Origin of the sequence: Streptomyces sp. NPDC003038 (assembly GCF_040611115.1) — a bacterium.
Lineage (GTDB): Bacteria > Actinomycetota > Actinomycetes > Streptomycetales > Streptomycetaceae > Streptomyces.
On the sequence record NZ_JBEXNN010000049.1, the window covers coordinates 1 to 24,678 of the forward strand.

The window sequence follows — 24,678 nt, forward strand, 5'->3', positions numbered from 1 at the left end:
AACAGCTCCCGCAGTTTCGGCTCGCTGTTGGGCAGCGGCTTGTCGAAGACCTTCTTCCCGGCAGGGCTGACGGCGGTGGCGTGATGTTCCCCCTTCCCGACGTCCAGCCCCAGATAGACGCCGATGTCAGTTTCTTCCGTCATGGCCGTTACTCCCACCCTCGCCTGTTGGACGCCGGGCGGACCGATTTCGATACTGCCGTCACCTTCCCGGGCCAGTTCGACGTAACCGAGGACTTCGCACCAGAATGCGGCCAGTCGGTCGGGGTCTTCCGCGTCGATGACGAGTTCGCTGATTCGGCATGCCATGCGGCGAGGACAGGCGCGTCGGCCCGGAGTGTCAGAGTGCCTCGCTCAGCGAGTCCGCCGGCCGCCGTCGTACCGCCCGTGTCGCCGGCAAAGCCGCCGCCCCCACCGCACCCAGCACCGCCCCGACGATCACCGTCAACAGTACGGGCAGCGCCGGAAGGCGGGCGATCCCCGCGCCGATCCCGCTCGACGCGCCCTGAACGTCCACCAGCCAGCTGCCGGACAGCGCACCCACCGCAGTCCCGGCCAGCGCGGACACCAGCGCGGTCAGACCGGCGGCCGTCACCATCACCGCCCCGATCTGCCGGGGCGTCAGCCCGATCGCCTTCAGCGCGAGCAGGTCGCGGCCGCGGTCGCGTACGCCCGTGCCGATCAGCGTCAGGAGTTCGGTCAGCCCGATCAGCGCCAGCACCGCGATCAGGGAGGCGATCACTCCGCGCGCCGGTTCCAGCCGGTCGGCCGGGTTGGGCGTCTCACGGATCTCCAGCCTGCCACCTGCCGCCACGGCGAGCGCACCGCTCACCGCCCGCGGGTCCGCCCCGTCGCGCAGCACCAGGGCATGGAACTCGGGCCGCAGCAGCGGATCGCGCTCCCGCAGCGCGTCGATGGTCGTGGTGACCACCCGCCCGCCGGATTCGGGTTCGATGGTGCGGCCGACCAGGTGCAGGATCTGCGGCCGTCCCTCAACGGTCATCCGTACCCAGTCGCCGACGCGTACGCCGAGGAGGTCCAGCAGCCCCTGACCGGCCACGGCCTCGTCAGGTCCGGCGACCGCGCGCCCTTCCACCACGGCGGAGGGATACGGCTGCCGGGCCGTGCCCACTCCGCGGAGCGTGATGGTCCCGGTCTGTCCCGGCACGAGCGCCGCCATCTCCGCACCCGGATGGACCGCGGCGATGTCCGGGAGCGTCGCGAGGGTCTGCTCCAGCTCCGCGTCCGACGGACCTGAGGGCCGCTCGGCCCGTACGGTCAGGGCCGCGGGCAGTCCCATCAGCTCGGGCCGGCTGCGGAACTGGTCCAGCGTCGACCAGGCGACGAGCGCGACCGTGATGAGCAGCAGCGGCAAGGCCAGGCGGGCCACCGACACGAGCGGCCGGCCGCGTCGCGGGAACGCCGCACGCCACCCCAGGACCAGGGCCGGAGGCACCCGTCTCCTGAGGGCCCGCCTGCCGAGCGCGGTCATCGGCCTGGCGGACGGGAGCGCCGCCCGTGCCACGGGCACCGGTGGCACCCGTCCGGCCCGCCAGGCCGAGAGCCCGGTGGCCGCCGCGATCAGCAGCACCGCACCGCAGGGGAGGCCGATCATCAGCGCGGTGTGGCCGGGCAGGTCCTCCCACACCGCCGCCGCTTCCCCGATCCGTCCCGGCAGCCGGGCTCCCAGCAGGGCGATGGCCGCCGTGCCGAGGGCCACGCCGAGGAGCGCGAAAGCCAGGTGCTGTACGAGGAGGCCGCGGGTCACCTGGCCGGGCGTGAAGCCGATGGCCTTGAGGACCGCGATGTCCCTCAGCTGGCCGCGGACCCGCGCGCCGATCGCTCCCGCCGCCGCCAGCGCCGCCGTGAGCAGCGCGCCGAGCCCGAAGACGGCGAACAGCTGCCCGAGGAGCCGGTCGTCGCCGCCCGCCTCGGCCCTGGCCTGCTGCCATTTGGTGACACCGGCCACCCGGTCGGCACCGAGCAGAGTCACGGCGCGCTGGACCATGAAGTCGGTGTCGTCGGGATCCTCCAGGCGCAGCCCCACGCTCTGCCCGGTGTCTTCCCGCGCGATCCCGTCCAGGGTGAGGGAGAGGACCCAGCCGATGCCCGGCCCGCCGCCCGGCTGGTAGCGGGGCTCGGCCGCCTCGGCGATCCCGCTCACCCGCAGCGTGTGCGCGGCGCCGTCCGGGCCCGTGACCTGCACCGTGTCGCCCGGCTCCGCCCACAGCGCCTGTGCGACCGAGGCCTCCAGTACGACGGTGCCGGCCGCTGCCCCGCCGTCGGTCGGGGCCAGCCAGCTGCCTGCCGTGACGAGCGGCCGCCCCGTCTCCGGGGGCTCCGCCGCGGCCGCGCGCAGGGTCACCCCGGCCCGCGCGCCGCGCGACTCGACGGTCGTCGCCGCCGTGCGGAAGGGCCCGGAGAGGGCGGCGACCCCGTCCACGCGGGACAGGAGGTCCGTGTCAGCCCCGGCGCGGGTGTGCAGCCAGATGTGCGCGCCCTGGGACTGGTTGAAGATCCGCTGCCAGGGATTGGCGGCGTAGCTGAACAGGGCGCCGGCCAGCAGGAGCGAGGCGATGATCCCGGCGCTGGCCAGCACGACGAAGAAGGCTTCGCCGCGGCGTGCGCGGAAGTCGGCGTGCGCCCAGCGCAGAGTGGCCCGCACGGTCACTCCTTCAGTTCGAGTACGCCGCGGACGCCGCCGGCCGGTTCGCGACGTCCGTCGTCGAGCTGCGCGTCGTCGGCTATGCGCCCGTCGAAGAAGCTGATGACGCGGTCGGCGGCACTGGCCATCCGGGCGTCATGGGTGACCATCACGATCGTCTGGCCGCGCTGGTGGAACCGGGAGAGCAGCCGCAGCACCTCGCGGGTGCCCTTGCTGTCGAGGCTTCCTGCCGGTTCGTCGGCGAGCAGCAGCGCCGGGTGGTTGACCAGGGCGCGGGCGAGCGCGACCCGCTGCTGTTCGCCGCCGGACAGCTCGCCGGGCATCGATCGCTCCCGGCCTTCGAGGCCGAGTTCGGCGAGCAGTTCGGCGCCGGAGTCGCGGGCGGCCTTCGGGGAGGCGCCGGTGAGGAGGGCGGGCAGTTCGACGTTGTCGGCGACGGTCAGGTTGGAGACCAGGTTGAAGAACTGGAAGACGACGCCGATGCTGCGGCGCCGGAGAACGGCCCAGCGGGCCTCGCTGTACTGGTCCACGCGCTCGCCGCCGAGCCACAACTTCCCGCTGTCGGGCTGCTGGAGGCCGCCGATCAGATGGAGCAGCGTGGACTTCCCGGCTCCCGACGGCCCGGTCACCGCGACGAACTCGCCCGGCTGGACGGACAGGTCCACCCCGCGTACGGCGTGCACCGGCACGCCCTCGCCGTGGTGCGTCTTGGTCAGGCCCTCGGCGCGCACGATGGGCACGGCAGGAACGGTGGTGGCGTCGACGCTCATTCCAGCTCCTCCTGACAGCGTTCCAGCCAGTCGAGGTCGGCCTGCAGGTGCAGCATGGCCCCTTCGATCAGCAGTTGGGAGATCTTGTTGTCGCGGTCCTCCGCTGCGGCCAGCCTGGACAGGTCCCGCATGGTGTTGAGGTAGTGCCGCCGCTGCTTGTTGATCAGTGCGACAGGGTCGGCCAGACCCGACCGCGGTGCGAGGGCCAGCTTCATGAAGAACTCGTCCCGTACCCGGGGCTCCTCCGCTGTGTCCTCGAACCACGCCAGCACGGCCTCACGCCCGGCGTCCGTCAGCCTGTACGTGCGCTTGTTGGGCCGGCCCGACTGTTCGACGTCCTCGCCCTCGATCAGCCCGCTCTTCTCCAGCCGGCCGAGGGTCACGTAGATCTGGCCGACGTTGGGCTGAGGGTACGCGGAGCCCAGGAGCTTCTCAAGGTCCTGCTTCAGCTCGTAACCGTGCGCAGGGCTACGGGTGAGGAGCGCAAGGAGCGCCAGCCGCACTGGCTCCCCTCCTTCCCGCTCCGTAGTCAACGGTTCACTCAGCACCGGACGGGTGGCGTCCGCGTCCGGCCCGTCTGCCTGGACGTCTAGTATCGCCCATGCCTAACGGGTATATATAGGCCGCGATGGCCGGCGGCGCAGCCGGATCGTGCACGGGGAGGAATCGATGCGGTGGACGCGTGCCGCGGGCAGAGCTCTCCTGGTCGCGGCGGTGGTACTGGCGGGCTACTCCGGTTTGGGCGTCCGCGCCGACGCGGGGGCGGCCTCAGAGGGGCGCGGCCCCCTGACACTCGTGACGGCGGGCGATCTGACCGGCTACCTGTCCCCGCTGCTCGAGGACTGGAACGACGACCACCCCGGCGAGCGCGTCACGCTCGTCGAACTGCCCGACTCGGCCGACGAGACGCGGGCCCAGATGATCAGCGAGCTGCGATCGGGCCGTGGCCGGTTCGACGTACTGAACATCGACGTCGCCTGGACGTCCGAGTTCGCGGCGGCCGGATGGATCTCCCCGCTCGAGCGTGACCGCTTCCCGCTGGACGCTTTCCTGCAGCCGGTCGTCGACACCGCGACCTTCGACGATCGGCTGTACGCGGTCCCGTACGTCACGAACGCGGGACTGCTCTACTACCGCAAGGACATCCTCGACCGCGAGGGCGAGGATGCGCCGCGCACCTGGGCCGAACTGGCCCGGCAGGCCCGCACGATCGCCCCGCGGTACGGACTGGACGGCTATGCCGGACAGTTCCTGCCGTACGAAGGGCTCACCGTCAACGTCACCGAGGCCGTGCACTCGGCGGGCGGTTCGATCCTGCGCGACGACGGCGCCCGGGTGACCGTGGACTCCGAGGCCGCGCGCGCCGGACTGCGGTTCCTCGCGGACGGCGTGCGTGAGGGCTGGATCTCCCGTGACGCGCTCGGCTACAAGGAGGAGGAGTCCCGCCGGGCGTTCCAGGACGGCCGGATGCTCTTCCTGCGGAACTGGCCGTACGTGTACGCGGACGCGAGCGCGAACGGGTCGTCGATCGCGGGCAGGTTCGGCGCCGTGCCGCTCCCCGGACCCGACGGGCCCGGCACCAGCGTGCTCGGCGGCTCCAACCTCGCCGTCAGCAGCGACTCGCGGCACCCGGCGTCGGCAGCCAATCTGATCTCCTACCTCACCAGTGAACGGGTCCAGCGGCAGGTGCTCACCGAGGGCTCGCTGCCACCAGTGCGCGCCGCCCTGTACGAGGACCCCGAGCTGATCCGCGCGCATCCGTACCTGCCCACGCTCCGCCAGAGCGTCCTGTCGGCGGTCCCGCGCCCCAAGAGTCCGCGCTACGACCAGGTGAGCCTCGCCGTGCAGGCCGTGGCGCAGGACGTGACGGCGCTGCGCCAGACACCCGAGCAGGCAGCGGCGCGGCTCGCGCGCGAACTTCGGGCCATCTCCCGCAAGGGCTGATCGCACTTCTCCGCCTCCCCTGAGGGTCTCTACTTACATGTTAGGTAGCGACCCTCAGTCGTGCATGCGGATATTCAGCACAAAACACCCCAACTTTCGGATGCTTCTGGACACATCGTTGACATCGTCCATTCGGTCCTACCTAACATGCATGCATAACAGCGCGCGGGTCGCATGCGATCCAGAGCGCTCTCGCATTCAGCAGAAACAGGTCGACGCGAGATGCTCAGCACCCTTCCGGCCGACACCGGCCACCCCTCCCGCACCGCCACCCCACCGGTCTCCTGGTGGCGCGACGCGGTGATCTACCAGGTCTACGTCCGCAGCTTCCTCGACAGCACCGGGGACGGCGTCGGCGACCTGGCCGGCGTACGGGCCGGGCTTCCCTACCTCAGGAAGCTCGGTGTCGACGGCATCTGGCTCAGCCCCTTCTATCCGTCGCCGCAGCACGACCACGGCTACGACGTCGCCGACTACTGCCGTGTCGACCCCGTCTACGGCGACCTCGCCGAGTTCGACCGGCTGGTGGCCGACGCCCGCAGACTCGGGCTCAAGCTGCTGCTCGACATCGTCCCCAACCACTGCTCCAGCGAGCACCCGTGGTTCCGCGAGGCGCTCGCCGCCGCGCCCGGCAGCCCGCCGCGCTCCCGCTTCCACTTCGCGCCCGGCCGCGGCCCGGACGGGGCGCAACCGCCCAACAACTGGCGCGCCATGTTCGGCGGGCCCGCCTGGAGCCGGACCACCGGTCCCGACGGCGCCCCCGGAGAGTGGTACCTGCACCTCTTCACGCCCGAGCAGCCCGACCTGAACTGGCGCGACCCTGTCGTGGGCGATGACTTCGAGCGGGTGCTGCGCTTCTGGCTGGACCGCGGTGTCGACGGTTTCCGCATCGACGTCGCCGCCGGACTGTTCAAACACCCCGAGCTGCCCGACTCCGACGACCCCGGAGCCGACGAACGGGCCCGCGACGCCGTCAACCAGCTGGCCTGGAACCAGCCCGAGGTCCACGGCGTGTGGCGCCGATGGCGCTCGGTGTGCGAGGAGTACACCGCCCGGGACGGCCAGGAGCGCCTGCTGGTGGGCGAGGTGTCCGTGCCGACCGCACGCCAGCACGCCGAGTACGTCCGCCCCGACGAACTGCACCAGGCGTTCTTCTTCGACCTGCTCAGCGCCCCCTGGGACGCCCGCGCCTTCCGCGCGACGATCACCGAGGCGATGCGCGACATCGCCGGCACCGGATCCACCGTCACCTGGGTGCTCAACAACCACGATCAGGTCCGCACGGTCACCCGCTACGCGGGCGAACCCGGGGTGGAAGGCAGCGGACTGGGTCCCTCCCGCGCCCGCGCCGCCGCGCTCCTGATGCTCGCCCTGCCCGGCGCCGCCTACGTCTACCAGGGCGAGGAGCTCGGCCTCCCCGAGGTACTCGACCTGCCGGACGAGGCCCTCACCGACCCGATCTTCCGCCGCACCGGCAGCCGCAAGCACGTAAGGGACGGCTGCCGCGTGCCCCTGCCCTGGTCCGGGCACGCCTCACCGTTCGGCTTCAGCCAGGCGGCGGCCGGCGCCAAGCCGTGGCTGCCGCAGCCCGAGTGGTTCGCCGAGCACGCCACCGACCGCGCCCTGGCGGACACCCGCTCCTTCTGGCACCTCTACCGCGACGGACTCCAGCTGCGGCGCACCCTCCCGCAGCTCGGCGACGGCACCCTGCGCTGGCTGGACGCGCCCGCGCACGTGCTGGCGATCGCCCGCGGCGAGGGCCTGGTCTGCGCGGTGAACTTCGGCACGCAGCCGGTGCCCGCTCCGGTCCCCGGGACTCCGCTGCTCGCCAGCGGCCCCTGCCCCGACGGCGTACTCCCCCCGGCAACGGCCGCCTGGTGGACGGGCGAGTGCCCTGCCCCGTGACCCCCGGAACCCCGGCGCCGACCCGGCCTTCCCGCCCCCTCTCCCCTCTGCCCCCTCTCCCCTCTGCCCACCTCCGCTCGGCCCATCTCCGCGCCCATCTCCGCGCCCAGCTCCTCCCGGTGACGCTGGGACCCGCCCAGCCCGCAGCCCCGGACTTCCGCGAAAAGGACCTCATCATGCGACGCCCCGGCAAGAAGACCCGACGTACCGCGGCCACCGCCGCGGCGGCCCTGGCCCTCACCCTCGGTGCCACCGCCTGCGGCGGCACCACCGGACCCGCGAGCGGGGGTGAACTGGCCGGCCAGACCGTGACCGTGGCGGGCGTCTGGACCGGCACCGAGCAGAAGAACTTCAAGAAGGTCCTGGACGCCTTCTCCAAGAAGACCGGCGCCACGACGGTCTTCGTCCCCTCCGGCGACAACGTCTCCACGTTCGTCGGGAGCAAGATCGAGGGCGGCAACGCGCCCGACGTGGTGATGGTCCCCCAGGTGGGCGTGCTCCAGCAGTTCGCCAAGGAGGGCTGGCTCCAGCCCCTGTCCGAGCAGACCGCCAGGACGGCCGACTCCACCCTCGCCCCCGTGTGGAAGAACTACGGCACCGTCGCAGGCACGTACTACGGCCTCTACTTCAAGGCCGCCCACAAGTCCACCATCTGGTACGCCCCCGAGACCTTCACCCAGGCGGGCGTGAGCGAGCCCAAGAGCTACGCCGACCTGCTCAAGACCGGCCGCACCCTCGCCGACTCCGGCCGCCCGGCCTTCGCCATAGCCGGCGAGGACGGCTGGACCCTCACCGACTGGTTCGAGAACATCTACCTCTCCCAGGCCGGGCCGGAGAAGTACGACCAGCTCGCGCAGCACACGCTCAAGTGGACCGACGACAGCGTCGTCACAGCGCTGACCACCCTCGGGGAACTCTTCAAGGACGACCGGCTCGTCGCCGGCGGCGCCCAGAGCGCGCTGGGTACCGACTTCCCCACGTCGGTCGAGCAGGTCTTCGGCCCCGAGCCCAAGGCGGCCATGGTCTACGAGGGGGACTTCGTCGGCGGCGTCGCCAAGGACCAGTTCGGCAAGCAGCCCGGCAAGGACGCCAAGTTCCTTCCGTTCCCTGCGGTCGACGGCGGCAAGGCGCCCGTCGTCAGCGGGGGTGACGCGGCCGTCGTCCTCAAGCAGGGAAAGAACGGCGCGGCCGGCATGAAGCTCGTCGAGTACCTGGCCGGCCCCGAGGCGGCCGAGATCTGGGCCGGCGCCGGCGGCTTCCTGTCCCCGAGCATCCGGGTCGACATGGCCGCGTACGGCGACCCCGTCACCCGCGGCACCGCCGAGTCGCTCATCGCGGCGGGCGACTCGATCCGCTTCGACATGTCGGACCAGGCCCCGGCCGCGTTCGGCGGTACCAAGGGCGCGGGCGAGTGGAAGCTCCTCCAGGACTTCCTGCGCGACCCGTCGGACCCCCGGGGCACGGCCGCGAAGCTCGAGGCCGAGGCCGTCAAGGCCTACAGGAACTGAGGCGGCTCCCATGGCTGACACCCTGGCCGCCCGCGCCCGCGCCCGCGCCAGCGCCGACGGGCGGCGCCGGGCCCAGCGAAGGAAGCGCCGCCTCGCGGTCGTCTTCGTCCTGCCGGCCCTGCTGCTGCTCGGCGCGCTGGTCGTCTACCCCGTCCTCTTCTCCTTCGGCCGCAGCCTCTTCGACGCCAGCGGTGACCGCTTCGTCGGAGCCGGGAACTACGCGGCGATCATCCACGACCCGGCCACCCTCAAGGCGATCCGCAACAGCACCGTCTGGGTCGTCGTCGCCCCGGCCCTGCTGACCGGACTCGGACTGCTCCTCGCCGTGCTCACCGAAAAGGTGCGCTGGGCGACCGCCTTCAAGCTGGTGCTGTTCCTGCCGATGGCCGTGTCGTTCCTCGCCGCGGGCATCATCTTCCGGCTCGCCTACGAACAGGACCCCGGCCGGGGCGTGCTCAACGCAACCGTCGTCGGGGTCCACGACACCTTCGACGACGCCGCCGCCTATCCGACGGCCCGCGCCCGAGAGGGTCAGGGCCTGACCGGCAGCGCGGGCGGCCCGTACAGCACGGAGGAGACCGTACGCCCCGGCCGACCGGTCAGCCTCGGCTTCGTAGGAGTGGCGGCCGACGCGATGCCCGCCGGCGCGAAGGCCGCTGCCGCGGCGGCCCCCGACGCACCGGGAATCGGGGGAGTCGTCTACCTCGACTTCGCCCCCGGCGGCGCCGGCACGCCCGGCAAGGTCGACCCGGGCGAGAAGGGACTGCCCGGCATGACGGTCGAGGCCGTACGCGACGGCCGGGTGGCCGCGACCGCCACCACGGCCGAAGACGGATCCTTCCGCTTCACCGCGCTGCCCCACGGCGAGTACACCGTCACGCTGCCCGCGGCCAACTTCGAGGCCCCTTACAAGGGGGTGAACTGGCTCGGTCCGGCGCTGGTGACGCCGGCCATCATCGGCGCCTACCTGTGGGTGTGGACCGGCTTCGCGATGGTCCTGATCGGCGCCGGCCTCGCGGCCGTCCCGCGCGACGCGTTGGAGGCCGCGCGGATGGACGGAGCCACCGAGGGGCAGATCTTCCGCAAGATCACCGTGCCGCTGCTGGCACCGGTGCTCACCGTCGTCTTCGTGACCCTGGTGATCAACGTGATGAAGGTCTTCGACCTCGTCTACATCATCGCGCCCGGACCCGTCCAGGAAGAGGCGAACGTGCTGGCCACCCGCATGTGGCTGGTCTCCTTCGGCGGCGGCAACGACCAGGGCCTCGGCAGCGCGCTCAGCGTGGTGCTCCTCCTGCTGGTCGTCCCGGCGATGGCCTTCAACATCCGGCGATTCCGAAGGAGTGGCGCATGAGCGGCCACAGCACCATCGAGCGCCCCCCGGCCCGCCAGGCGGCAGCGGTCCGCCCCCTCCCCGCCCCGTCCGGGCCGGGGCCGCAACGCGGGAGCCGGCTGTCGCGCCTGCTGGGCAGCTCCCTCGTCCAGGGCGTGCTGATCCTCGCCGCCCTCGTATGGATCACCCCCCTGGCAGGCCTGTTCCTGTCCTCGCTGCGCTCCGAACGGGACAATGCCTCCGACGGCTGGTGGACCGCGCTCGCCGACCCGTCCCAGCTCTCCCTGGACAACTACGGCGCCCTGCTGAAGGATGCCGGCATCGCGGAGGCCTTCGGCAACACCCTGCTGATATCCGTACCCACCACCGCCCTGGTGGTCGCCCTCGCGTCACTCGCCGGATACGCCTTCGCGTGGCTGGACTTCCCCGGCCGGGACGGCATCTTCCTGGTGGTCGTCGGACTGCTGGTCGTCCCCGTGCAGATCGGGCTGCTGCCCGTGGCCAAACTCTTCGGAGCCGTGGGGCTGTTCGGCACGATCGCGGGCGTCGTCCTCTTCCACGTCGCCTACGGTCTCCCGTTCGCGATCTTCTTGCTGCGCAACTACTTCGCCGAGATACCGCGCGAAATGCTCGAAGCCGCACGGATGGACGGAGGCAGCGAGTGGCGGATCTTCTCCCGCCTCGTACTGCCGCTGGGCCGTCCGGCCATCGCGAGCCTGGCGATCTTTCAGTTCCTGTGGGTGTGGAACGACATGCTCGTGGCGCTGCTCTTCGCGGACAGCGAGTCCCAGCCGCTCACGGTCGCCCTGCAGTCCCAGATGCGGCAGTTCGGAAGCAACATCGGCGTCCTCGCGCCGGGGGCGTTCCTTTCCCTGGTGGTCCCGCTGATCGTCTTCTTCGCCTTCCAGCGGCACTTCGTCCAGGGCGTGATGGCGGGCTCGGTGAAGTAGCCGTGGTTGACGAGGTGCGCCGTGGCCACCGTCGGGGCCCGCGCGTGCCCTTACCCGGCCGGGACGCAGGTGCGCAGGGCCGCGGCCGCGTGCAGGGCGGCCCCGGCGGCCAGGGCCGCCTCGTCGAAGACGACGCGGTTGGAGTGGCAGCCGGGGGCCTGCTCGGGCGGCATGCCGGGCGGGCGCGTCCCGAGATCATATTGACGTATCGCGATTCGTCAATCAGATGGAGTTGATCGACCGTGCCACCTGCGCCAGCCGTTCCTCATCGCGCCGATAGTGGGTCCACTTGCCCACCCGGGTGGAACGCACGAGTCCCGCCCGTTCGAGCGTGCTCATGTAGCTGGAGACGGTCGACTGTGCGAGCCCCGACTTTGCCTGGATGTGCGTGACGCATACACCAACCGACTGGCGGTCCGCGATCGGCTCGTACTCGCCGAAGTGCATATCGGGATCTTTCAGCCACTGCATGATCTGCAAACGGGCAGGGTTGCCGAGGGCGTTGAACACCTCGATCAGATCACCCGACTCTGACCCCGTCGTCGCGGTCATGAGGCAGACATTCCGACACACCACCATATCTCGATACCTGGCGCGTAACCGTCGGAGACTCAGAGCCGCCCCGTCAACAACGTCGTGTCCCGCAACAACTAGCGGGCGCCGTGGTGGCGATGGCGGGGGTCGCCGTCCAGTTCCGTCACCTCCAGGAGATCAGGCACCACGCCGTGTACGGGGTACTGGCGAGGACCCGTCGCGCCAACGACGTCCTGGCCTCGGTCGGCGCGCACTACCCCCTCGGCCTGGCCCCCCTCGCGGTACGGCGCCGCCGCCACGTCCGCGACCACCACCCCGCCGCCACCCTGGCCACCGACCCCAACCTCGCCGAGCTCGCCCAGGCCGGCCTGCACCCGGGTGTCGATCGCCGCCGCTTCGCCGCCGCCCTGCTCTTCCCCCTCACCCCGCGCGGCATCACCGCCACGGTCTCCACCCTGGCCGCCAACCTGCGGCCGCAGCCCGGCCGGTACGCCGCGGGCGCCGCCGTGGCCGCCACCGCGTACACGGCCGGCGGATGGGCAGCCGTCCTCGCTGGGGTGCTCATCCCGCGCGTGCTGCTCTACCCCCTGCTGGCCTGGTTCTCCCTGCTCGCCGAACACACCTGGTTCGACCCCGACCACCGCACCGGCACCCCCGCCGAAAACGAGGCCGGCCGCTGCCTGCGCCTATACCGGAACAATCGCGCCCTCGCCGCGCTCGCCGCGACCACCTGGCTCCCCTACGGCGACCTCCACCACTACGCACACTCCGCCCACTCCGGCGTGCGATGGAACTACCTCCCCGCCTTGGAACGACACCTGCCCCCACCACACTTCATGCCGCCCGCGCTGTTCGCCGGGCAGGCATCGGTCATACGGCGCCACCGCAAAGCACTGGCCTGACGGAGCCGAGCAGCACCCCGTCAGCGGACCGGAGACCGCGGGCCCCCGAACCAGCACTCTGGCTGGTTCGGGGGCCCGCCCCCTGAACTCGGAGGAGCAGGGATGCAGGGCAGCGCGAGGCCAGGGCATACTCGGTGCCATGTCTGTCCCCGATGCCGGTTTTGACGATGCGGTCCTGTACAGGGTGAAGTTCGCCCGGCGGCTGCCGGCCGGTCTGTCCGAGCTGACCGGGCCCGTGCACGGAGTCGTCGAGCTCCCGCTGCACGTGGTGTGGTCCGGGCTGCGCGCCTTCGACCTGGACCAGCCCAGGCAGCGCATGGGGCTCTATCGGACGGTGCTCGCCGAGGGCACCCGCGAGGACCTGTGCCGGTTTCTGAACGCCGAGCTGCTCTCCAGCCTGTGGCCGGTGCTGCGCACCCTTACGGGCCCGAGCGTGCGGGACGTGTGGGAGGAAGCCTTCCCCCAGCTGCGGGAGCGGGCCGCGGCGTGAAGATGCCCGACCTGCACGCACGGCTGCTCGCCGACGTGCTCGCGCTCGGCTCTCCGTTCCCTCTCGTGCTGACCGGCGGCTATGCCGTGCAGGCCCACCGGCTCCTGGAGCGGGTCAGCCAGGACCTGGACGTCGCCACCGAGTCCGCGACCCCCATGGAAGAGATCGCCCAGGCTGTGCGCGACGGGCTCACGGAGCGGGGCGGGCAGGTGGCCGAGGTCGAGATCGCCCCGCTGTCCGCTCGCTTCCGGGTCACCGACCCGCTCACCGGCGGCGCGTGCGAGGTCGATGTTCTCAAGGAAGTGTTCTGGCGCCTCTCGCCCACAACGAGGCAGGGCTGCGACGCTGCACGGGCAGGGTGTAGTCCGTGTGGGCGTGCTCCCATTCGTCGCGCAAGAGAACTCCTGGGGTGGAGGGTCGGGGCCGGTCAGGGGGAGGGGAGTGCTAGAGGACCTCGACGTTCGCTCCGGACATGCGGTTTCGGCAGTCGAGAACCCAGGCCGCGTGCCGCTGGATCATCGCGAGGTCGAATCGTGCGTGGTCCATGAGGAGCACCACGGCGTCGGCGGCCGCGACCTCCTCCGCGGTCGCGTCCACCCGGCGAACGGTCAGCTCGGTGCCGGCGCCGTTCGGGATGTTGGGTTCGGCACCGCGGACCTCGGCGCCGAGGTCGGTCAGGAGTTCGGCGACACGTGCCGACGGTGAGTTGCGGAGGTCGGTGGCGTTGATCTTGTAGGTCAGGCCGAGCAGCAGGATCCGAGCTCCGGCCACGGGCACGCCGCGGTTGTCGAGTGCTGCCACGACACGCTGGACGACGTAGGCGGGCATGTAGCGGTTCACGTCGGCGGCGAGTTCCACGAACCGGAAGGGGACGCCGAGGTCTTCCCGGATCTTCCACGCGAGGAACAGCGGGTCGACGGGCAGGCAGTGCCCGCCGACTCCCGGCCCCGGGGTGAACCGCGCGAAGCCGAAGGGCTTGGTGCCGGCGGCGTCGATCGCCTCCCAGATGTTCACACCGAGGCGGTCGGTCAGCGTCGCCAGCTCGTTGATCATGGAGATGTTGACGAGCCGGAAGGTGTTCTCGATCAGCTTGGCCAGCTCGGCAACCTTGGGCCCGGACACCGGCACCGTGGTGTGAAAGATGCCGTCGTAGAACTCCTTGATCACTTCGAGTGATGTGGCGTCGATTCCGGACACCAGCTTCGGTGTCCCCTCGAACGACCACCGCTTGTTGCCCGGGGCGATGCGTTCGGGGCTGAATCCGACCCGGAAGTCCGCCCCGCCCTTGAGGCCCGAGGTCTCCTCCAGGATCGGCAGCACCAGTTCCTCCGTGGTGCCGGGATACGTCGTGGACTCCAGGACCACGGTCGCGCCGGGGCGCAGGTGCTTACCCAGGGTCCGGGCGCAGGTCTCGACGTAGGTCAGGTCGGGCACGCCGTCCCCCAGTGGGGTCGGCACCGTGATCACCGCGATGTCGTAGTCGGCCAGCGCGCCGGCGTCGGCGGGCGCGGAGTACGCGCCGGTGTCCAGCACCGCGCGGAGCCGCGAGGAGGCCACGTCCTCCACGTACGAATCACCGGCGGCGAGCTGCTGGACGCGGAGCGGATCCACGTCGTAGCCGACGACACGGTGACCCACCTCTGCGGTACGTACGGCCAGCGGAAGCCCTACGTAGCCCTGACCAGCGACAACTATGTGCATGGCAGCTCCTACTCGATTGCGGTGCTTGAATGGACCGTCGTTCCTGGTCTGGCAAGGAGATCGCTGTGCCTCTGGTGTCTGTCGTGATGCCCGTGTACAACTCGGCAGCGACGTTGAGCGCAGCGGTCCGGTCGGTGCTCACGCAGACCCACAGCGACCTGGAGCTGCTGATCACCGACGATCGGTCCTCCGACGGCTCCATGGACCTGCTCCGCGAGTTCGCCAAGCGGGACGAACGCGTCCTGCCGGAGTCGGCTCCCGAACGGGGTGGTGCTGGCCGGGCCCGCAACCTCGCGATGGAGCGGGCCCGCGGGGATTACATCGCCTTGCTCGACAGCGACGACATGTGGCTGCCGGAGAAGACCGAAGAGCAGCTCGCCTTCGCCGTGGAAGGCGCTGCGCCTTTGACCTTCACCTCGTACTTCAAGATGGACGCCGACTACGACGGCGAGAGCACCGACTGGGTCCCGAACGGCCGGGTGGTCCGCGCGCGGGAGCACGTGGACTACCGCGCGATGCTGCTCCAAGACCACATCGGTGCTCTCACCGCCATGTACGACCGCAACGCCTTGGGCACGAGGCTGATGCCGGAAATGCGCAAACGGCAGGACTACGCCCTGTGGCTCTCGATCATGCGGGACGGCTTCAACGCCCGGGGCCTGGCCGAGCCGCTCGCGGTGTACCGAGCCCACCAGGCGGGATCGCTGTCCTCCAGCAAGCTGTCTCTCGTCCCGTACAACTGGAACTTGTACCGCGAGCACGAGCATCTGTCGGTCCCGCGGGCGACGCGGGCACTGGCCGGCGCTGTGTGGCAGTCGCTGCGCAACTCGCGCATCTAGACCTGTGCACGGGCCCGGCCCGGTGCGCGACCGTTCCCGGGGGTGCCCGACCGGGCCCGGCCCCGTGGCCGTGCCGCGTGCTCGGCGGCTGGACCCGAAGGGCGGGAGTCGGCGGGTCACTGGTGCCGTCGGCCGGCTACGCGGCCGAGCCCGCGTCGGCCGGCGCGCGCAGGAACAACTGGAGGAGCAGCCGTCGGTCGGCGACCGGGACGGTCTCCTGGCCGCTGTGGAGCGCCTCCCGGCCGTGCAGGAAGCGGCGCTGGTTCACGATGAGGTAGTCCCCGGGCTGGAGCATGAAGGAGACCTGCCCCCAGACGAGCTCCTCGGCGAGCTCCCTGGCGGCGTCGGCGTGCGCCTGGCCGAGCTGGGACCTCTCCAGCATCTTGGCAGTGAACCGGACGAACCCCGCGCCCTGGTCGGGGCCGTCCAGGATCGGAAACGGCTTGTACTCCTCGCCCACGCCGAACAGATCGAAGAAGGTCCCGTAGTGGTAGGCCGACTCGGCCAGCAGGGCGCGGCTGTCCTCCGACAGCCGCGCCACCGCCGCGTGGGCATCGGAGAGGATGCTGGAGCCGCCGCCGAGCGGGTCGGGGCGGATGCACAGGAGCGTGGTGTAGTCCGGGGGCAGGGTCGCGTTCACCAGGTCCATATGGAAGGCGTTGTACCCGATGCCGCTGGACTTGCCGGGGTCCTTGTCGACCTTGACCCCGATGTCCTTCCACAGTGGCCACCGCGGGAAGGGCGAGAAGGGGACGGCCACCTCGGCCGCGAAAGCCGTCGCCAGGCGCAGGAACCGGTCGTCGTCGGTCTCCAGCGCCTTGGCGAGGTTCCCCAGGCGCAGCACGGCGTATCCGCCGCCCTCCCCGGTCAGCGCGTGGCGCAGCGTCGCGGCGGTCTCCTCGAACCGCGGGGTGGCCGTCAGCTCGGTGCGGTACCGCTCCATGGTGGACTTCGCCAGGAACGAGCCGTCCAGCTTCCACGTCGGGAGAGGAAGGCCGATAAGAGCGGCTTCGAGTTCGCATGGGATGTCGACGAACACGCGGAGCTTCCTGTCTCTTGGGGTTTTCGGAGTGTCGTTCGGGTGCTGCTGTCGTCCGGCGCCGAAGGCGGTCCGACATGCAGATCGTGATCCGCGCGGCGCGTGCCTCCAGGGCCCGGACGCGGGCGTCTACCCTGTATCCGTAGTCCTGGTAGGAGTCGGCGGTGGGGCGGCCAGGCCAGCGGGTCCTCCACGGCAGGCGTGTTCTCCGGCTTCTCCACAGCTCCCACCTCTTCCCGGTAGCTGGTCCGTGACCGCCTCACCGCGCCCGCGTCCATTCGCGAGGCGCCCGTCGCCGCAAGGCGAGTCGTCCGCTCAGGACGCGCGCCTTGGGGGAGGGCCGCGGCTCGTGCTCCAGGCTGACGACCACGAGCACGCCGCCGGCGCCCCGGGCCACGTAGGGCCACACCGGCCCCGGTTCGAACCGCAGGCAGTCCCGGGGGTGGCCGTAGTCCAGCGCCCACACCCCTTCGATGTCGTAGACATGCTGACCGGTCCTTGGGAAGTGGCGGCCGTATCGCAGCCCGAGCCGGGACGCGATAGCCAGCATCGCGTTCTCCGTGACGGTGTTCCGGGAGTGGGCGTGCGGGTGGTAGAGGGTCACGACCGGGGACCCGCCTTCGGTGTAGCGGGTGTCGACGCAGATGCCAGAGAGGAATTCGGGGTCCGGCGGCGACAGCCTGCTCATCGAGCACCCACAGAACTGCCCGCGGCTGGCACGGCGGCGTGCGGGGCGCGCGCCGCGCGGTGCGGCTCGACCACCCGGCCGTCGGGCAGCAACTCGCCGGTGTCCTCGAAGAGCAGGACGCCGTTGCACAGCAGGCTCCTTCTCTGCACTTCACTCGAAGGTGATGAGTTGCGGATCACGAAGGCTCCTGGGTGCGCGGGGCCGGGAGTCCGAGGTCGACGACGGGTCGGGTGGAGAGGCGGGCGGCTTCGGCTTGTTTGGCGTGCAGGAAGGTCAGCGTTGCGTTGATGCCTTCGACCTCGCCGAGCCACTGTTCTTCCTCAGCTCGTTGGCGCCGGAGGAGGAGGTCCTTTTCCAGCTCGGCGAGTCGGGGCAGCAGCTTCGGGTTGACCTGGAGCATGGGGCAGCGGATGCAGGCGTGCTCGTGGGTGCAGGGGGTGCCGTAGGGGCGAGCGCAGTTGCCGAGTTCGACCTTGCGCTTGTCGAAGTGCTCCTCGAAGTCGGCCCACTCTTCCGGGCTGACCGTGGGGTACTCGTATTCCGGCCTCAGGGTCCTGCGGTGGTTGAGGAACTGCTGGTAGTGGACGACGACGTCCTCGGCGAAGACTGCGACGTATCCCTGGAGCGTCTGGAGGTTGAGGTGGCCCAGCAGGGCCGCGCCGATGTGGATGGGAAGCCCGCCGTTGACCACCTCGGTCGCGAACAGCCGGCGGAAGTCGTGGGGCGTGAAGGTGAGGTCGCTGAACGCCGGGTTGGTGTCGGCCAGCTCTTCGCAGCTGCGGGCGAGCATGTGGAGCACTGTGTTGGGTGCCATGACTCCGTGGGTGGTGCCCGTCTGCCGTTGGAAGAGGAACGGCATGGGTTCTGACCAGGTCTTTTCGTGAGGGTCGTAGCGGCTCAGGACCCTCACGGTCCGGCCTCCGGAGGTGTGCCGGCGGATGATCTGAGCGATGACGTGGAAGAGGTCCGCGGACATCGGGATCACGCGTTCGCGTTCGCTCTTTGACGGAGCCACGACCAGGAGGGCGATGACCTCGCCGTTCGGCCGCTGATACTGCCGGATGCTGAGGTGGGTGAGCTCGACGAGTTCCTCGACCCGGATCCCGCTGTGCCGCAGGACCTCGACCTGGGCCCATTCCCAGAACGCACTCTCCTCGGCGGCGGTGACATCGATGGCCTCCCCGCTCGGATCGATCACCCTGACCGTCGGGTTCTGTTCCCGCCGGTTTCGGGTCCGGTCGCGTTCGGAGTCCGTGCGCCGGTAGCGCAGGCCCTGGTAGTCGAAGCCCTGTCCGAGGGGAACAGGTTCGGCTGCTGCAAGCAGGCCGGTCAGGTACTCGTGACGGCTCTCGATGTGGGCGGACAGAGTTGGCAGCAGGGGCTGGCGGACTCGGACGCGTTCGGCCATGCGGTGGTGGACCTCGCGCTTGCGTGTCGCGAAGCCCTTGAGGTCCCGGCGTCGGACCGGGCAGGGTGCGACCCAGTGGGCCCACCTTTCCGGCTCGCCGATCGCCCAGCTGTGGAGGTCCATGTAGAGAGCGCGGACCGCGAGAAGGATGCCGGAGGCGTCCTTGCGGGTCTTGGTCCGGTCCCGGTCCCAGAGCTGGATCTCCGCCCGCCACTGGTCGTAGAGGTCTGGAGGCAGGACAAGGTCTGGGTGTCCCGGGCTGAGTGCTTCGATCTTGGCCCAGAACTGGCTCGCGAGACGACGCGCGAGACCTTCGACGGTGACGTAGTCGGTCTCGGTCTGCCGGCGGGTGAGGTAGTCGATCAGCAGCTGTCGGACGCCCTGGTGACGGATGGGGTAGCGGTCGACGAGTTCGGTGACCGTCCGCTGGCCCGCGTAGATGAAGGCGCGAAGCGTCGGCGGTGTCCCGGGCGGGAAGTGGTCCATGGCGTGCAGCACCTGCCAGGCGCCGAGCGCGGTGAACCTCTGGTGGTCGCCCGTAGCGCCAGGAGCGACGCCGAGTCGGCGGCACTCCACCGAGTAGTGGAGCAGGGCGGCGGGGGTCAGCCCGTCCAGCTGGATGCCCTGAGTGGTCAGGGCGGCCGCGATGTCCGCCTTCGCCCTGAACTTGTGGATGTTCGGGAAGTGCTCGGTGGAGTCGACGGCCGCGAAGTACCGGTTGAGCTCGCGGTGGTCCTGGATTTGGCGGAATGCCTCGGGATAGTTGCCGAACCGGTTGGCCCGGAAGCCCGAGAGAGACGGCTGGACGACCCGTAAGCAGAAGATCCATTTCAGGGCGGCGATAAGGAAAGGCTGGTCGTAGCGGTCGTTCTTGTCCGCCAGCACGATGACGGACGGAGCCCCTTCCGCGTCGAAGCCAGCCGCTTCCCACCGCTCCTGCCAGGTCCGGCCGGTGTGCTCCGCGAGGTGGTCCAGGAGCTTCTCAAGGCCCCGCAAGTGCCGTCCGCGGTTCGCCGGCCGGACGTCATGCTCCACCAGTCGGCAGATCTCCTTGGCCGGCGCCCTCGAAAGGTCCCCGAAAACTCCGGGATGTTCCAGCGGCCTGGGGGCCGGGGCTGCCTTGAGCGATGTGTTGAACCGTGAGGCGGGAGCCGGGATGAACGGCTCATCGCGGTAGTTCACTCGCCGATTGCGAACGGTGTAGTCCTGAGTGATCGTGCCGTCAGCCACCGAACACCGCCTTGAAGTCCTCGGGGTCGTAGCCGGGCGCAATGGAGGGCTGGACCTTGGGGCGGTTGTAGTGGGCCTGCAAGGCGTCGAAAAGGTCTTCGACGCGTGCCCGCAGGTAGCGGCCGGTGGTCGCGAGGTCTGCGTGGCGAAGGACGGCCCGGACTTCGACCAGGGTCAGGTTCGGATCGTTGGCATGCGCTCGGCCGCGGTGTGCCGCAGATCGTGCAGGGTCCAGTTCGTGGCGAGTCTCATGTTGGCCCGCTGGATGACACGACGCATCGCCCAGTAGCTGAGCGGCTTGTCCGGACCACGCCGGGTCCTGAAGACCGGCTCATGAGCCGCGGGCAGCCCGGCCGCGTCGATGTAGGCGGCGAGCACCACCAGGGCCTGGGGGCTGACCGGGACGGGTTCGCGCAGGCGGGTGCCCTTCGAGATGACGTGGACGATCTGACCAGGCCAGTCGATGTCAGCGGGCGCGACCCCGAGCAGTTCTCCGGCGCGGGCCCCGCTCGAGACGTAGAGCAGGACGGCGGCTCGGTCCCGGTCGTGGTTCATCGCCTCGAAGAACTCGTCCCACATCGCGTCCGGCATCGCGCGGGGCTCGGTCCTGGGCATCCGCTGCCTCAGCCGTGCCCGACGGAAGGGCTTCATCGGCTCGTCCGGACTGCGGTGGGCCAGGGCTTGACGGCGGGCCTGCGAGACCGGGACCGGGTTGATCACCGGCCCACGTCCCTGTTCCTGGTGAAAGTCGTAGAAGCTGCCGACCACCGTCAGGCAGTGGTTGATGGTGCTGGGTGAGTAGCCGGCCTTGAGGTATCGCTTTCCGGTTCGCGGATTCACCGAGCCGGGCGCGGGCGAGCTCGGGTTCCTCCGACGCCTCTGCGGGTTCGGCGCCGTCCGCAGCCATCCCACTATGGCCGCGACCTCAGCCTCCGTCGCCTTCTCCCAGGCGACGTTCAGCACCCACAAGACCCGAAACCATCGCAGCAAGTCGTAGGCGTAGCTTCGGCCCGTCGCCGGACTGTTGTCGCTGAGCGAGAGGTCCCGCAGGTACGGCACCACCGGCGAAACGGGCTTCCCATCTGCTCCCATAACGACGTACGGGGGGTGCTGCGTCTCCAACTGGATCACCGAACCGATCCGAGGGAGCGGGACACGCCCCTCGATCAGCTGGTGGTACACGGTCCCCGTCACACGAACCTCCTTGAGCAGGCGGACATCTCCCGGCTCAACGAGGACACGAAGGTGCAGTTAACAAACCAGCCCTGTTCCGGACGGTAGGCCATCGGGTGTGCGGCTTCCCGGTCGGCGGCGTCTGCCGACGGGCACGGTGGCTGATGCTGGCACATGGCGCTCCTTCGGGTGTGGCCCTCCGCCGGATGTTGGGGGAGGTGTACGGAACGTCCGGCGGAGGGCAGTTGGAGCCCGCGCCCGGCCGCCTACGGGGTTCGCCGGCGGGGAGGCGCGGGACGATCACGGGGTGGGCGGTGTGAAGGGGGCGAAGTGTTCGAGGAGGTCCTCACAGGCCCGGGCCATCTCGCGCAGGTATGCGGGCACGAGGCCCGGTTCGCGGGGGATGTTCTCCCTGAGGAGCCGGCGTCCGGGGGCCGCCAGGAGCTCGACGGCGGTCGGGGAGGACTCCACGCTGGGGATGGCTACCAGGAGCCGCTCCAGGTGGGTGCGCAGCCGGTCTGCAAGGCCGTACGACTGGTACTCGTCGAACGCGCCGTCTGAGACCTGGTTGAGGTCCTCGCAGATCCCGTCCAGGACGAGCGCCTGAACCGGCAGCTTCAAGGCCTGCAGAACCCACGACAGCGTCTCGGAGCTGGCGTCGCAGCCAGGTAAGGCCGACAGGGTGTCCGTCGTCATCGCGCGTTTTCCGCCCTGTTGATGGGGAGGGTGCACCACATACCGGCGTGGTCTCTGCTCACCGCCCAGTCGCCTGCGATCAGGGACACAAGGAACAGGCCACGACCGCTTTCGTCGAAGTCCGCGGCGACCTTGGGCCGCGCAGCGCCCGCACCACCGCTCTGCACCTCGAAGCAGACGTACTTCTCGGTCAGGTAGAGGCGGACACGCACCTCCTCACCGGCTCCGTGCTGGAAGGCGTTCGTGACCAGCTCGGACATCAGGAGTGCGGCGTCGTCCACGTAGTCGCGGAGGCGCCACGCCCCCATGCAGGCGATCATGATGCGCCGTGCCTGCCGCGGGCGGCGCGCGTCCTGGTCGGGCTGTCCGGTCCGCTCGAAGCTGGCTTCCGCCCGGTCAAGGACGGGCAACGGGTTGGGCAACCCGATGAGGCTCAACACGTCGGACTCAAGCGATGGTGCGGCGATCGACATGGCGCAGTCCTCCGTACGGACGGGGAGCGGGCAGGCGCAGCAGCGATGGTGTCGTTCCCCGCGCGCCGCTGGAGAGTTGACTGAGAGTCACAGGCGATCTTGAAATGACACTCCGTCAATGGTTGCCATGCGAGGATGCACTGTTGAAACCTGGGTACGCAACCATGTCACCCCAGATTGCATATTCCGAATCTTCGTTCCCGTCGACGGGTGCAACCAGGGAGGGCACAATGCAACCCGCGGGGCACAACTGCGCACCCGCAGGTGCCAGATCGTCACCCGAAGGGAGAATGAGCGGATGCCAAACCAGAGGGCAAAGCCGACACTCCGCAGACGTCGGCTCGGCGGCCTCCTTGCCGACTGTCGTGACAAGGCGGGGCTCACGGGAGAAGAGGCGGCAGCCCGGCTTGGCTGGCATCACACCAAGCTCTCGAAGGTGGAAAACGCCCGCGCCGGCGTCACCCCCAAGGACATCGACCTCTTGATGCGTACGTACGGGGTCACGGACGCGGACCTGATCTCAGCGCTCCAGGGACTCGCCAGGGACGCGGGCAAGCAGGGATGGTGGGCGACCTACGGCGATGTCGTTGCCAATCCCTACCGGGACTACCTGTCTCTGGAGAGCGACGCCGTCGGCATCCGCTTCTACGGCGGTCACCTGGTGCCTGGCTTGCTACAGCGGCCGGGGTACGCCAAGGCCATCATCACCGGCACCGCCATGCCACCTCGGACACCCCAGCAGGTGCAGGCTCTGGTCGATGTGCGCATGGCCCGCCAGGCCGTCCTCTCCCGCTCGGACCGGCCGCCCCTCAAGCTGCGGGCAGTCATCCACCAGTCCGTGCTTGAGCAAAGCAAGGATGAGCCATCGATCATGCTCGACCAGCTCAATCACCTGCTCTACATGTCCGAACGCATGAACGTCACGATCCAGGTCATGCCGATGTCCGCTGGTGCCCACCCCGGCTTGCTCGGCCTGTTCAGCGTGGTTGATTTCGAGAAGCCGTGGCCCACCGTCGTGCATCTGGAGAACATGCTCGGCGGCACGTTCGTAGAGGGCACCGCGGACGTCCAGCAATTCGATGACGCCTTCGAGGCGATCGTCGCAGATGCCCTTTCCGTGGATGCCTCCCGGAAAGCGATCATGAACCGCATAGAGGAGATTCGGCGATGAGCCCCAGCCCGACCCGCACCACGACCTTCAACGGCTTGGCACTGCCCCCCGCCCAGTGGCGGAAGTCGTCCCGCAGCGGCGGCAACGACAACTGCGTGGAGGTCGCCGACTTCCGCGGCACGAAGCACATCGGCGTCGCCATCAGGGACTCGAAGGTCATGGAGGGTCCGGCACTGCTGTTGTCGCCGGCCGCGTTCCTGACCTTCGTGCACCATGCTGCCGAGGATGCGACCTCGGTCTGAGTATCAGATGACGTGCCTGGCTCCCCCAGCCCGTAGCAGGGGAAGCCAGGCTTTTCCGTACACCCGTACCCAGGCAGGGCGCCTAATACCCGCATACCTCAACGGCCTTAGCCACCGCCCTCCCGGGTGTCCACTCCTTGATCACGGTTCCGGGGTTCGTCGTGTCGTCCACGAGCCGGATGACGACGGTCGCGTGGCTGCCGTACAAGCCGATCCAGTTCAGGTAGGTACGCTCGGCAGGCTCAAGCGAGTCCCACTCGCCGAAGACCCACGGTCCGGCGGCGGTGAAGCGGAGCAGGACGGAGTATTTCGTCACCCGTTGCCGCCTGGATTGTTGTGTCGGTGCTCACCGGCTGTAGGCCAGGTTGTTGCTGGCCGCCAGGGTGTACGGGTGACGCTCACCCGGCACCTGCCAGTTCGACACACAGAGGGTCGCCGCACGTCGCCTCCGCCCCCACGTACTCGCCAAAGGGCCATGCGCGGCGAGCCCACAGGGATAATCGCCGTGCTGGCGGACGCCGCCGTCGAGCACTACGCCCTCACCTACCCCAAGCACCCCGCCTACCTCCTCTTCGAGGAAGTCCGAGCCGCCTGCGGCCTACTCACCGACTGCCTGGTCACCGGCCACGTCCCCGACCAGGTCGCAGGCGGCCTCCACCGCAACGTCGGCTGGCTCTCCGCCCTGATGGGCAACCTCGCCTTCCACCTCGACGACCACACCGGCGCCCGCGCCCACCTGGCCACTGCCACCGCCTACGGCACCCGCACCGACGACGCCCGCCTCACCGCCTGGGCCCTTAGCGCGCAAAGCATGGTCGCCCGCGCCGAGAACCGCTACGAGACCGCGCTCTCCTACGCTGAACGGGCCGTCGCCCACGCTTCCGCCGGTCTACCGAAGGCCCAGGCACACGCCCGGGCACAGCTACTGAGGTTGTAGGCGTGGTGTCGTGAGTGTGAGGCCGGTCGCGGTGAGGCATCCGTCGATGACGTCGCTGCGGTACTGGATCTGGCGGAGGCC

The 24,678-nt window shown here is 70.0% G+C and carries 26 protein-coding genes and 2 pseudogenes; 12 read left to right on the plus strand and 16 right to left on the minus strand.

Annotation, left to right across the window (positions count from 1 at the left end; genetic code table 11):
• From ABZX75_RS31880 to ABZX75_RS31895, 4 genes are all read right to left on the minus strand, one after another.
• Window positions 1-308, minus strand: a 308-nt coding sequence (locus ABZX75_RS31880) for a transposase (RefSeq protein WP_355416905.1), incomplete at its 3' end; no start/stop codon positions are given.
• 31 nt (window positions 309-339) lie between these two features.
• Window positions 340-2,664 (minus strand): FtsX-like permease family protein, encoded by a 2,325-nt coding sequence (locus ABZX75_RS31885; RefSeq protein ID WP_355416908.1) that lies wholly within the window; start codon window positions 2,662-2,664, stop codon window positions 340-342.
• Between the two features lie 2 nt (window positions 2,665-2,666).
• The gene (locus ABZX75_RS31890) at window positions 2,667-3,434 is read right to left on the minus strand and encodes an ABC transporter ATP-binding protein (protein ID WP_355416911.1); all 768 of its coding nucleotides are present in this window, start codon (window positions 3,432-3,434) and stop codon (window positions 2,667-2,669) included.
• Window positions 3,431-3,937: a PadR family transcriptional regulator gene (locus ABZX75_RS31895; RefSeq protein WP_355416914.1), complete on the minus strand. Its 507-nt coding sequence runs from the start codon at window positions 3,935-3,937 to the stop codon at window positions 3,431-3,433. Before ABZX75_RS31895 ends, ABZX75_RS31890 begins: the two co-directional genes overlap by 4 nt.
• Before the next feature lie 166 nt (window positions 3,938-4,103).
• Between ABZX75_RS31895 and ABZX75_RS31900 the strand changes: the two genes are divergently transcribed.
• The 5 genes from ABZX75_RS31900 (at window position 4,104) to ABZX75_RS31920 (ending at window position 11,074) form a co-directional block, all read left to right on the plus strand.
• A complete protein-coding gene (locus tag ABZX75_RS31900; protein ID WP_355416917.1) occupies window positions 4,104-5,378 on the plus strand; it encodes an ABC transporter substrate-binding protein in 1,275 nt (424 codons plus the stop codon).
• Window positions 5,379-5,600: 222 nt separating this feature from the next.
• The gene (locus ABZX75_RS31905) at window positions 5,601-7,283 is read left to right on the plus strand and encodes a glycoside hydrolase family 13 protein (RefSeq protein ID WP_355416920.1); all 1,683 of its coding nucleotides are present in this window, start codon (window positions 5,601-5,603) and stop codon (window positions 7,281-7,283) included.
• 176 nt (window positions 7,284-7,459) lie between these two features.
• The gene (locus ABZX75_RS31910; protein ID WP_355416923.1) at window positions 7,460-8,791 is read left to right on the plus strand and encodes an ABC transporter substrate-binding protein; all 1,332 of its coding nucleotides are present in this window, start codon (window positions 7,460-7,462) and stop codon (window positions 8,789-8,791) included.
• A 10-nt stretch (window positions 8,792-8,801) separates the two neighbouring features.
• Complete coding sequence (locus ABZX75_RS31915; RefSeq protein WP_355416926.1) at window positions 8,802-10,145, plus strand: ABC transporter permease subunit; 1,344 nt, start codon at window positions 8,802-8,804, stop codon at window positions 10,143-10,145.
• Window positions 10,142-11,074 carry a carbohydrate ABC transporter permease gene (locus tag ABZX75_RS31920; protein WP_355416929.1) on the plus strand — a complete coding sequence of 311 codons (933 nt, stop codon included), beginning with the start codon at window positions 10,142-10,144 and terminating at the stop codon, window positions 11,072-11,074. Before ABZX75_RS31915 ends, ABZX75_RS31920 begins: the two co-directional genes overlap by 4 nt.
• A gap of 50 nt (window positions 11,075-11,124) precedes the next feature.
• Here ABZX75_RS31920 and ABZX75_RS31925 read toward each other — a convergent pair whose 3' ends face one another.
• Window positions 11,125-11,247 carry a hypothetical protein gene (locus ABZX75_RS31925; RefSeq protein WP_355416931.1) on the minus strand — a complete coding sequence of 41 codons (123 nt, stop codon included), beginning with the start codon at window positions 11,245-11,247 and terminating at the stop codon, window positions 11,125-11,127.
• 49 nt (window positions 11,248-11,296) lie between these two features.
• Window positions 11,297-11,626, minus strand: coding sequence for a metalloregulator ArsR/SmtB family transcription factor (locus tag ABZX75_RS31930; protein ID WP_355416934.1), 330 nt, complete (start codon window positions 11,624-11,626; stop codon window positions 11,297-11,299).
• 119 nt (window positions 11,627-11,745) lie between these two features.
• On the opposite strand from ABZX75_RS31930, the gene ABZX75_RS31935 reads away from it, so the two are divergent.
• From ABZX75_RS31935 to ABZX75_RS31945, 3 genes and pseudogenes are all read left to right on the plus strand, one after another.
• Window positions 11,746-12,510, plus strand: coding sequence for a fatty acid desaturase (locus ABZX75_RS31935; protein WP_355416936.1), 765 nt, complete (start codon window positions 11,746-11,748; stop codon window positions 12,508-12,510).
• A 139-nt stretch (window positions 12,511-12,649) separates the two neighbouring features.
• Window positions 12,650-13,000 carry a hypothetical protein gene (locus tag ABZX75_RS31940; protein ID WP_355416939.1) on the plus strand — a complete coding sequence of 117 codons (351 nt, stop codon included), beginning with the start codon at window positions 12,650-12,652 and terminating at the stop codon, window positions 12,998-13,000.
• Window positions 12,997-13,314 (plus strand): annotated as a pseudogene (locus ABZX75_RS31945) (hypothetical protein); the annotation flags it as partial. The gene ABZX75_RS31940 and the pseudogene ABZX75_RS31945, both read left to right, overlap by 4 nt.
• Before the next feature lie 130 nt (window positions 13,315-13,444).
• Here ABZX75_RS31945 and ABZX75_RS31950 read toward each other — a convergent pair.
• Complete coding sequence (locus ABZX75_RS31950; protein WP_355416942.1) at window positions 13,445-14,701, minus strand: nucleotide sugar dehydrogenase; 1,257 nt, start codon at window positions 14,699-14,701, stop codon at window positions 13,445-13,447.
• A gap of 65 nt (window positions 14,702-14,766) precedes the next feature.
• On the opposite strand from ABZX75_RS31950, the gene ABZX75_RS31955 reads away from it, so the two are divergent.
• Entirely contained in the window at window positions 14,767-15,540 is a 774-nt protein-coding gene (locus ABZX75_RS31955) for a glycosyltransferase family A protein (RefSeq protein WP_355416945.1), read from the plus strand.
• A gap of 136 nt (window positions 15,541-15,676) precedes the next feature.
• Here the strand turns inward: ABZX75_RS31955 and ABZX75_RS31960 are convergent, their stop codons facing one another.
• The 8 genes and pseudogenes from ABZX75_RS31960 to ABZX75_RS31995 form a co-directional block, all read right to left on the minus strand.
• Window positions 15,677-16,579, minus strand: coding sequence for a TauD/TfdA family dioxygenase (locus ABZX75_RS31960; RefSeq protein WP_355416948.1), 903 nt, complete (start codon window positions 16,577-16,579; stop codon window positions 15,677-15,679).
• Window positions 16,580-16,838: 259 nt separating this feature from the next.
• Window positions 16,839-17,267: a hypothetical protein gene (locus ABZX75_RS31965; protein WP_355416950.1), complete on the minus strand. Its 429-nt coding sequence runs from the start codon at window positions 17,265-17,267 to the stop codon at window positions 16,839-16,841.
• Entirely contained in the window at window positions 17,264-17,446 is a 183-nt protein-coding gene (locus tag ABZX75_RS31970) for a DUF5999 family protein (RefSeq protein WP_355416953.1), read from the minus strand. The genes ABZX75_RS31965 and ABZX75_RS31970 overlap by 4 nt, the downstream gene beginning before the upstream one ends.
• Window positions 17,443-19,710 carry a tyrosine-type recombinase/integrase gene (locus tag ABZX75_RS31975; RefSeq protein ID WP_355416956.1) on the minus strand — a complete coding sequence of 756 codons (2,268 nt, stop codon included), beginning with the start codon at window positions 19,708-19,710 and terminating at the stop codon, window positions 17,443-17,445. The genes ABZX75_RS31970 and ABZX75_RS31975 overlap by 4 nt, the downstream gene beginning before the upstream one ends.
• A gap of 369 nt (window positions 19,711-20,079) precedes the next feature.
• Entirely contained in the window at window positions 20,080-21,099 is a 1,020-nt protein-coding gene (locus ABZX75_RS31980; protein WP_355416959.1) for a tyrosine-type recombinase/integrase, read from the minus strand.
• 53 nt (window positions 21,100-21,152) lie between these two features.
• Window positions 21,153-21,254 (minus strand): annotated as a pseudogene (locus ABZX75_RS31985) (DUF5999 family protein); the annotation flags it as partial.
• A gap of 124 nt (window positions 21,255-21,378) precedes the next feature.
• The gene (locus ABZX75_RS31990) at window positions 21,379-21,774 is read right to left on the minus strand and encodes a DUF6415 family natural product biosynthesis protein (RefSeq protein ID WP_355416962.1); all 396 of its coding nucleotides are present in this window, start codon (window positions 21,772-21,774) and stop codon (window positions 21,379-21,381) included.
• On the minus strand, window positions 21,771-22,247 hold the full coding sequence (locus ABZX75_RS31995; protein WP_355416965.1) for an ATP-binding protein: 477 nt from the start codon (window positions 22,245-22,247) through the stop codon (window positions 21,771-21,773). Before ABZX75_RS31995 ends, ABZX75_RS31990 begins: the two co-directional genes overlap by 4 nt.
• 298 nt (window positions 22,248-22,545) lie before the next feature.
• Here ABZX75_RS31995 and ABZX75_RS32000 point away from each other — a divergent pair, with 298 nt between their 5' ends.
• Entirely contained in the window at window positions 22,546-23,418 is an 873-nt protein-coding gene (locus tag ABZX75_RS32000; protein WP_355416968.1) for a helix-turn-helix transcriptional regulator, read from the plus strand.
• Window positions 23,415-23,660 (plus strand): DUF397 domain-containing protein, encoded by a 246-nt coding sequence (locus tag ABZX75_RS32005; protein WP_355416971.1) that lies wholly within the window; start codon window positions 23,415-23,417, stop codon window positions 23,658-23,660. Before ABZX75_RS32000 ends, ABZX75_RS32005 begins: the two co-directional genes overlap by 4 nt.
• 82 nt (window positions 23,661-23,742) lie before the next feature.
• Here ABZX75_RS32005 and ABZX75_RS32010 read toward each other — a convergent pair whose 3' ends face one another.
• Window positions 23,743-23,976 (minus strand): hypothetical protein, encoded by a 234-nt coding sequence (locus ABZX75_RS32010; RefSeq protein ID WP_355416974.1) that lies wholly within the window; start codon window positions 23,974-23,976, stop codon window positions 23,743-23,745.
• A 189-nt stretch (window positions 23,977-24,165) separates the two neighbouring features.
• On the opposite strand from ABZX75_RS32010, the gene ABZX75_RS32015 reads away from it, so the two are divergent.
• On the plus strand, window positions 24,166-24,597 hold the full coding sequence (locus ABZX75_RS32015; RefSeq protein ID WP_355416977.1) for a tetratricopeptide repeat protein: 432 nt from the start codon (window positions 24,166-24,168) through the stop codon (window positions 24,595-24,597).
• Window positions 24,598-24,678: the final 81 nt, after the last annotated feature.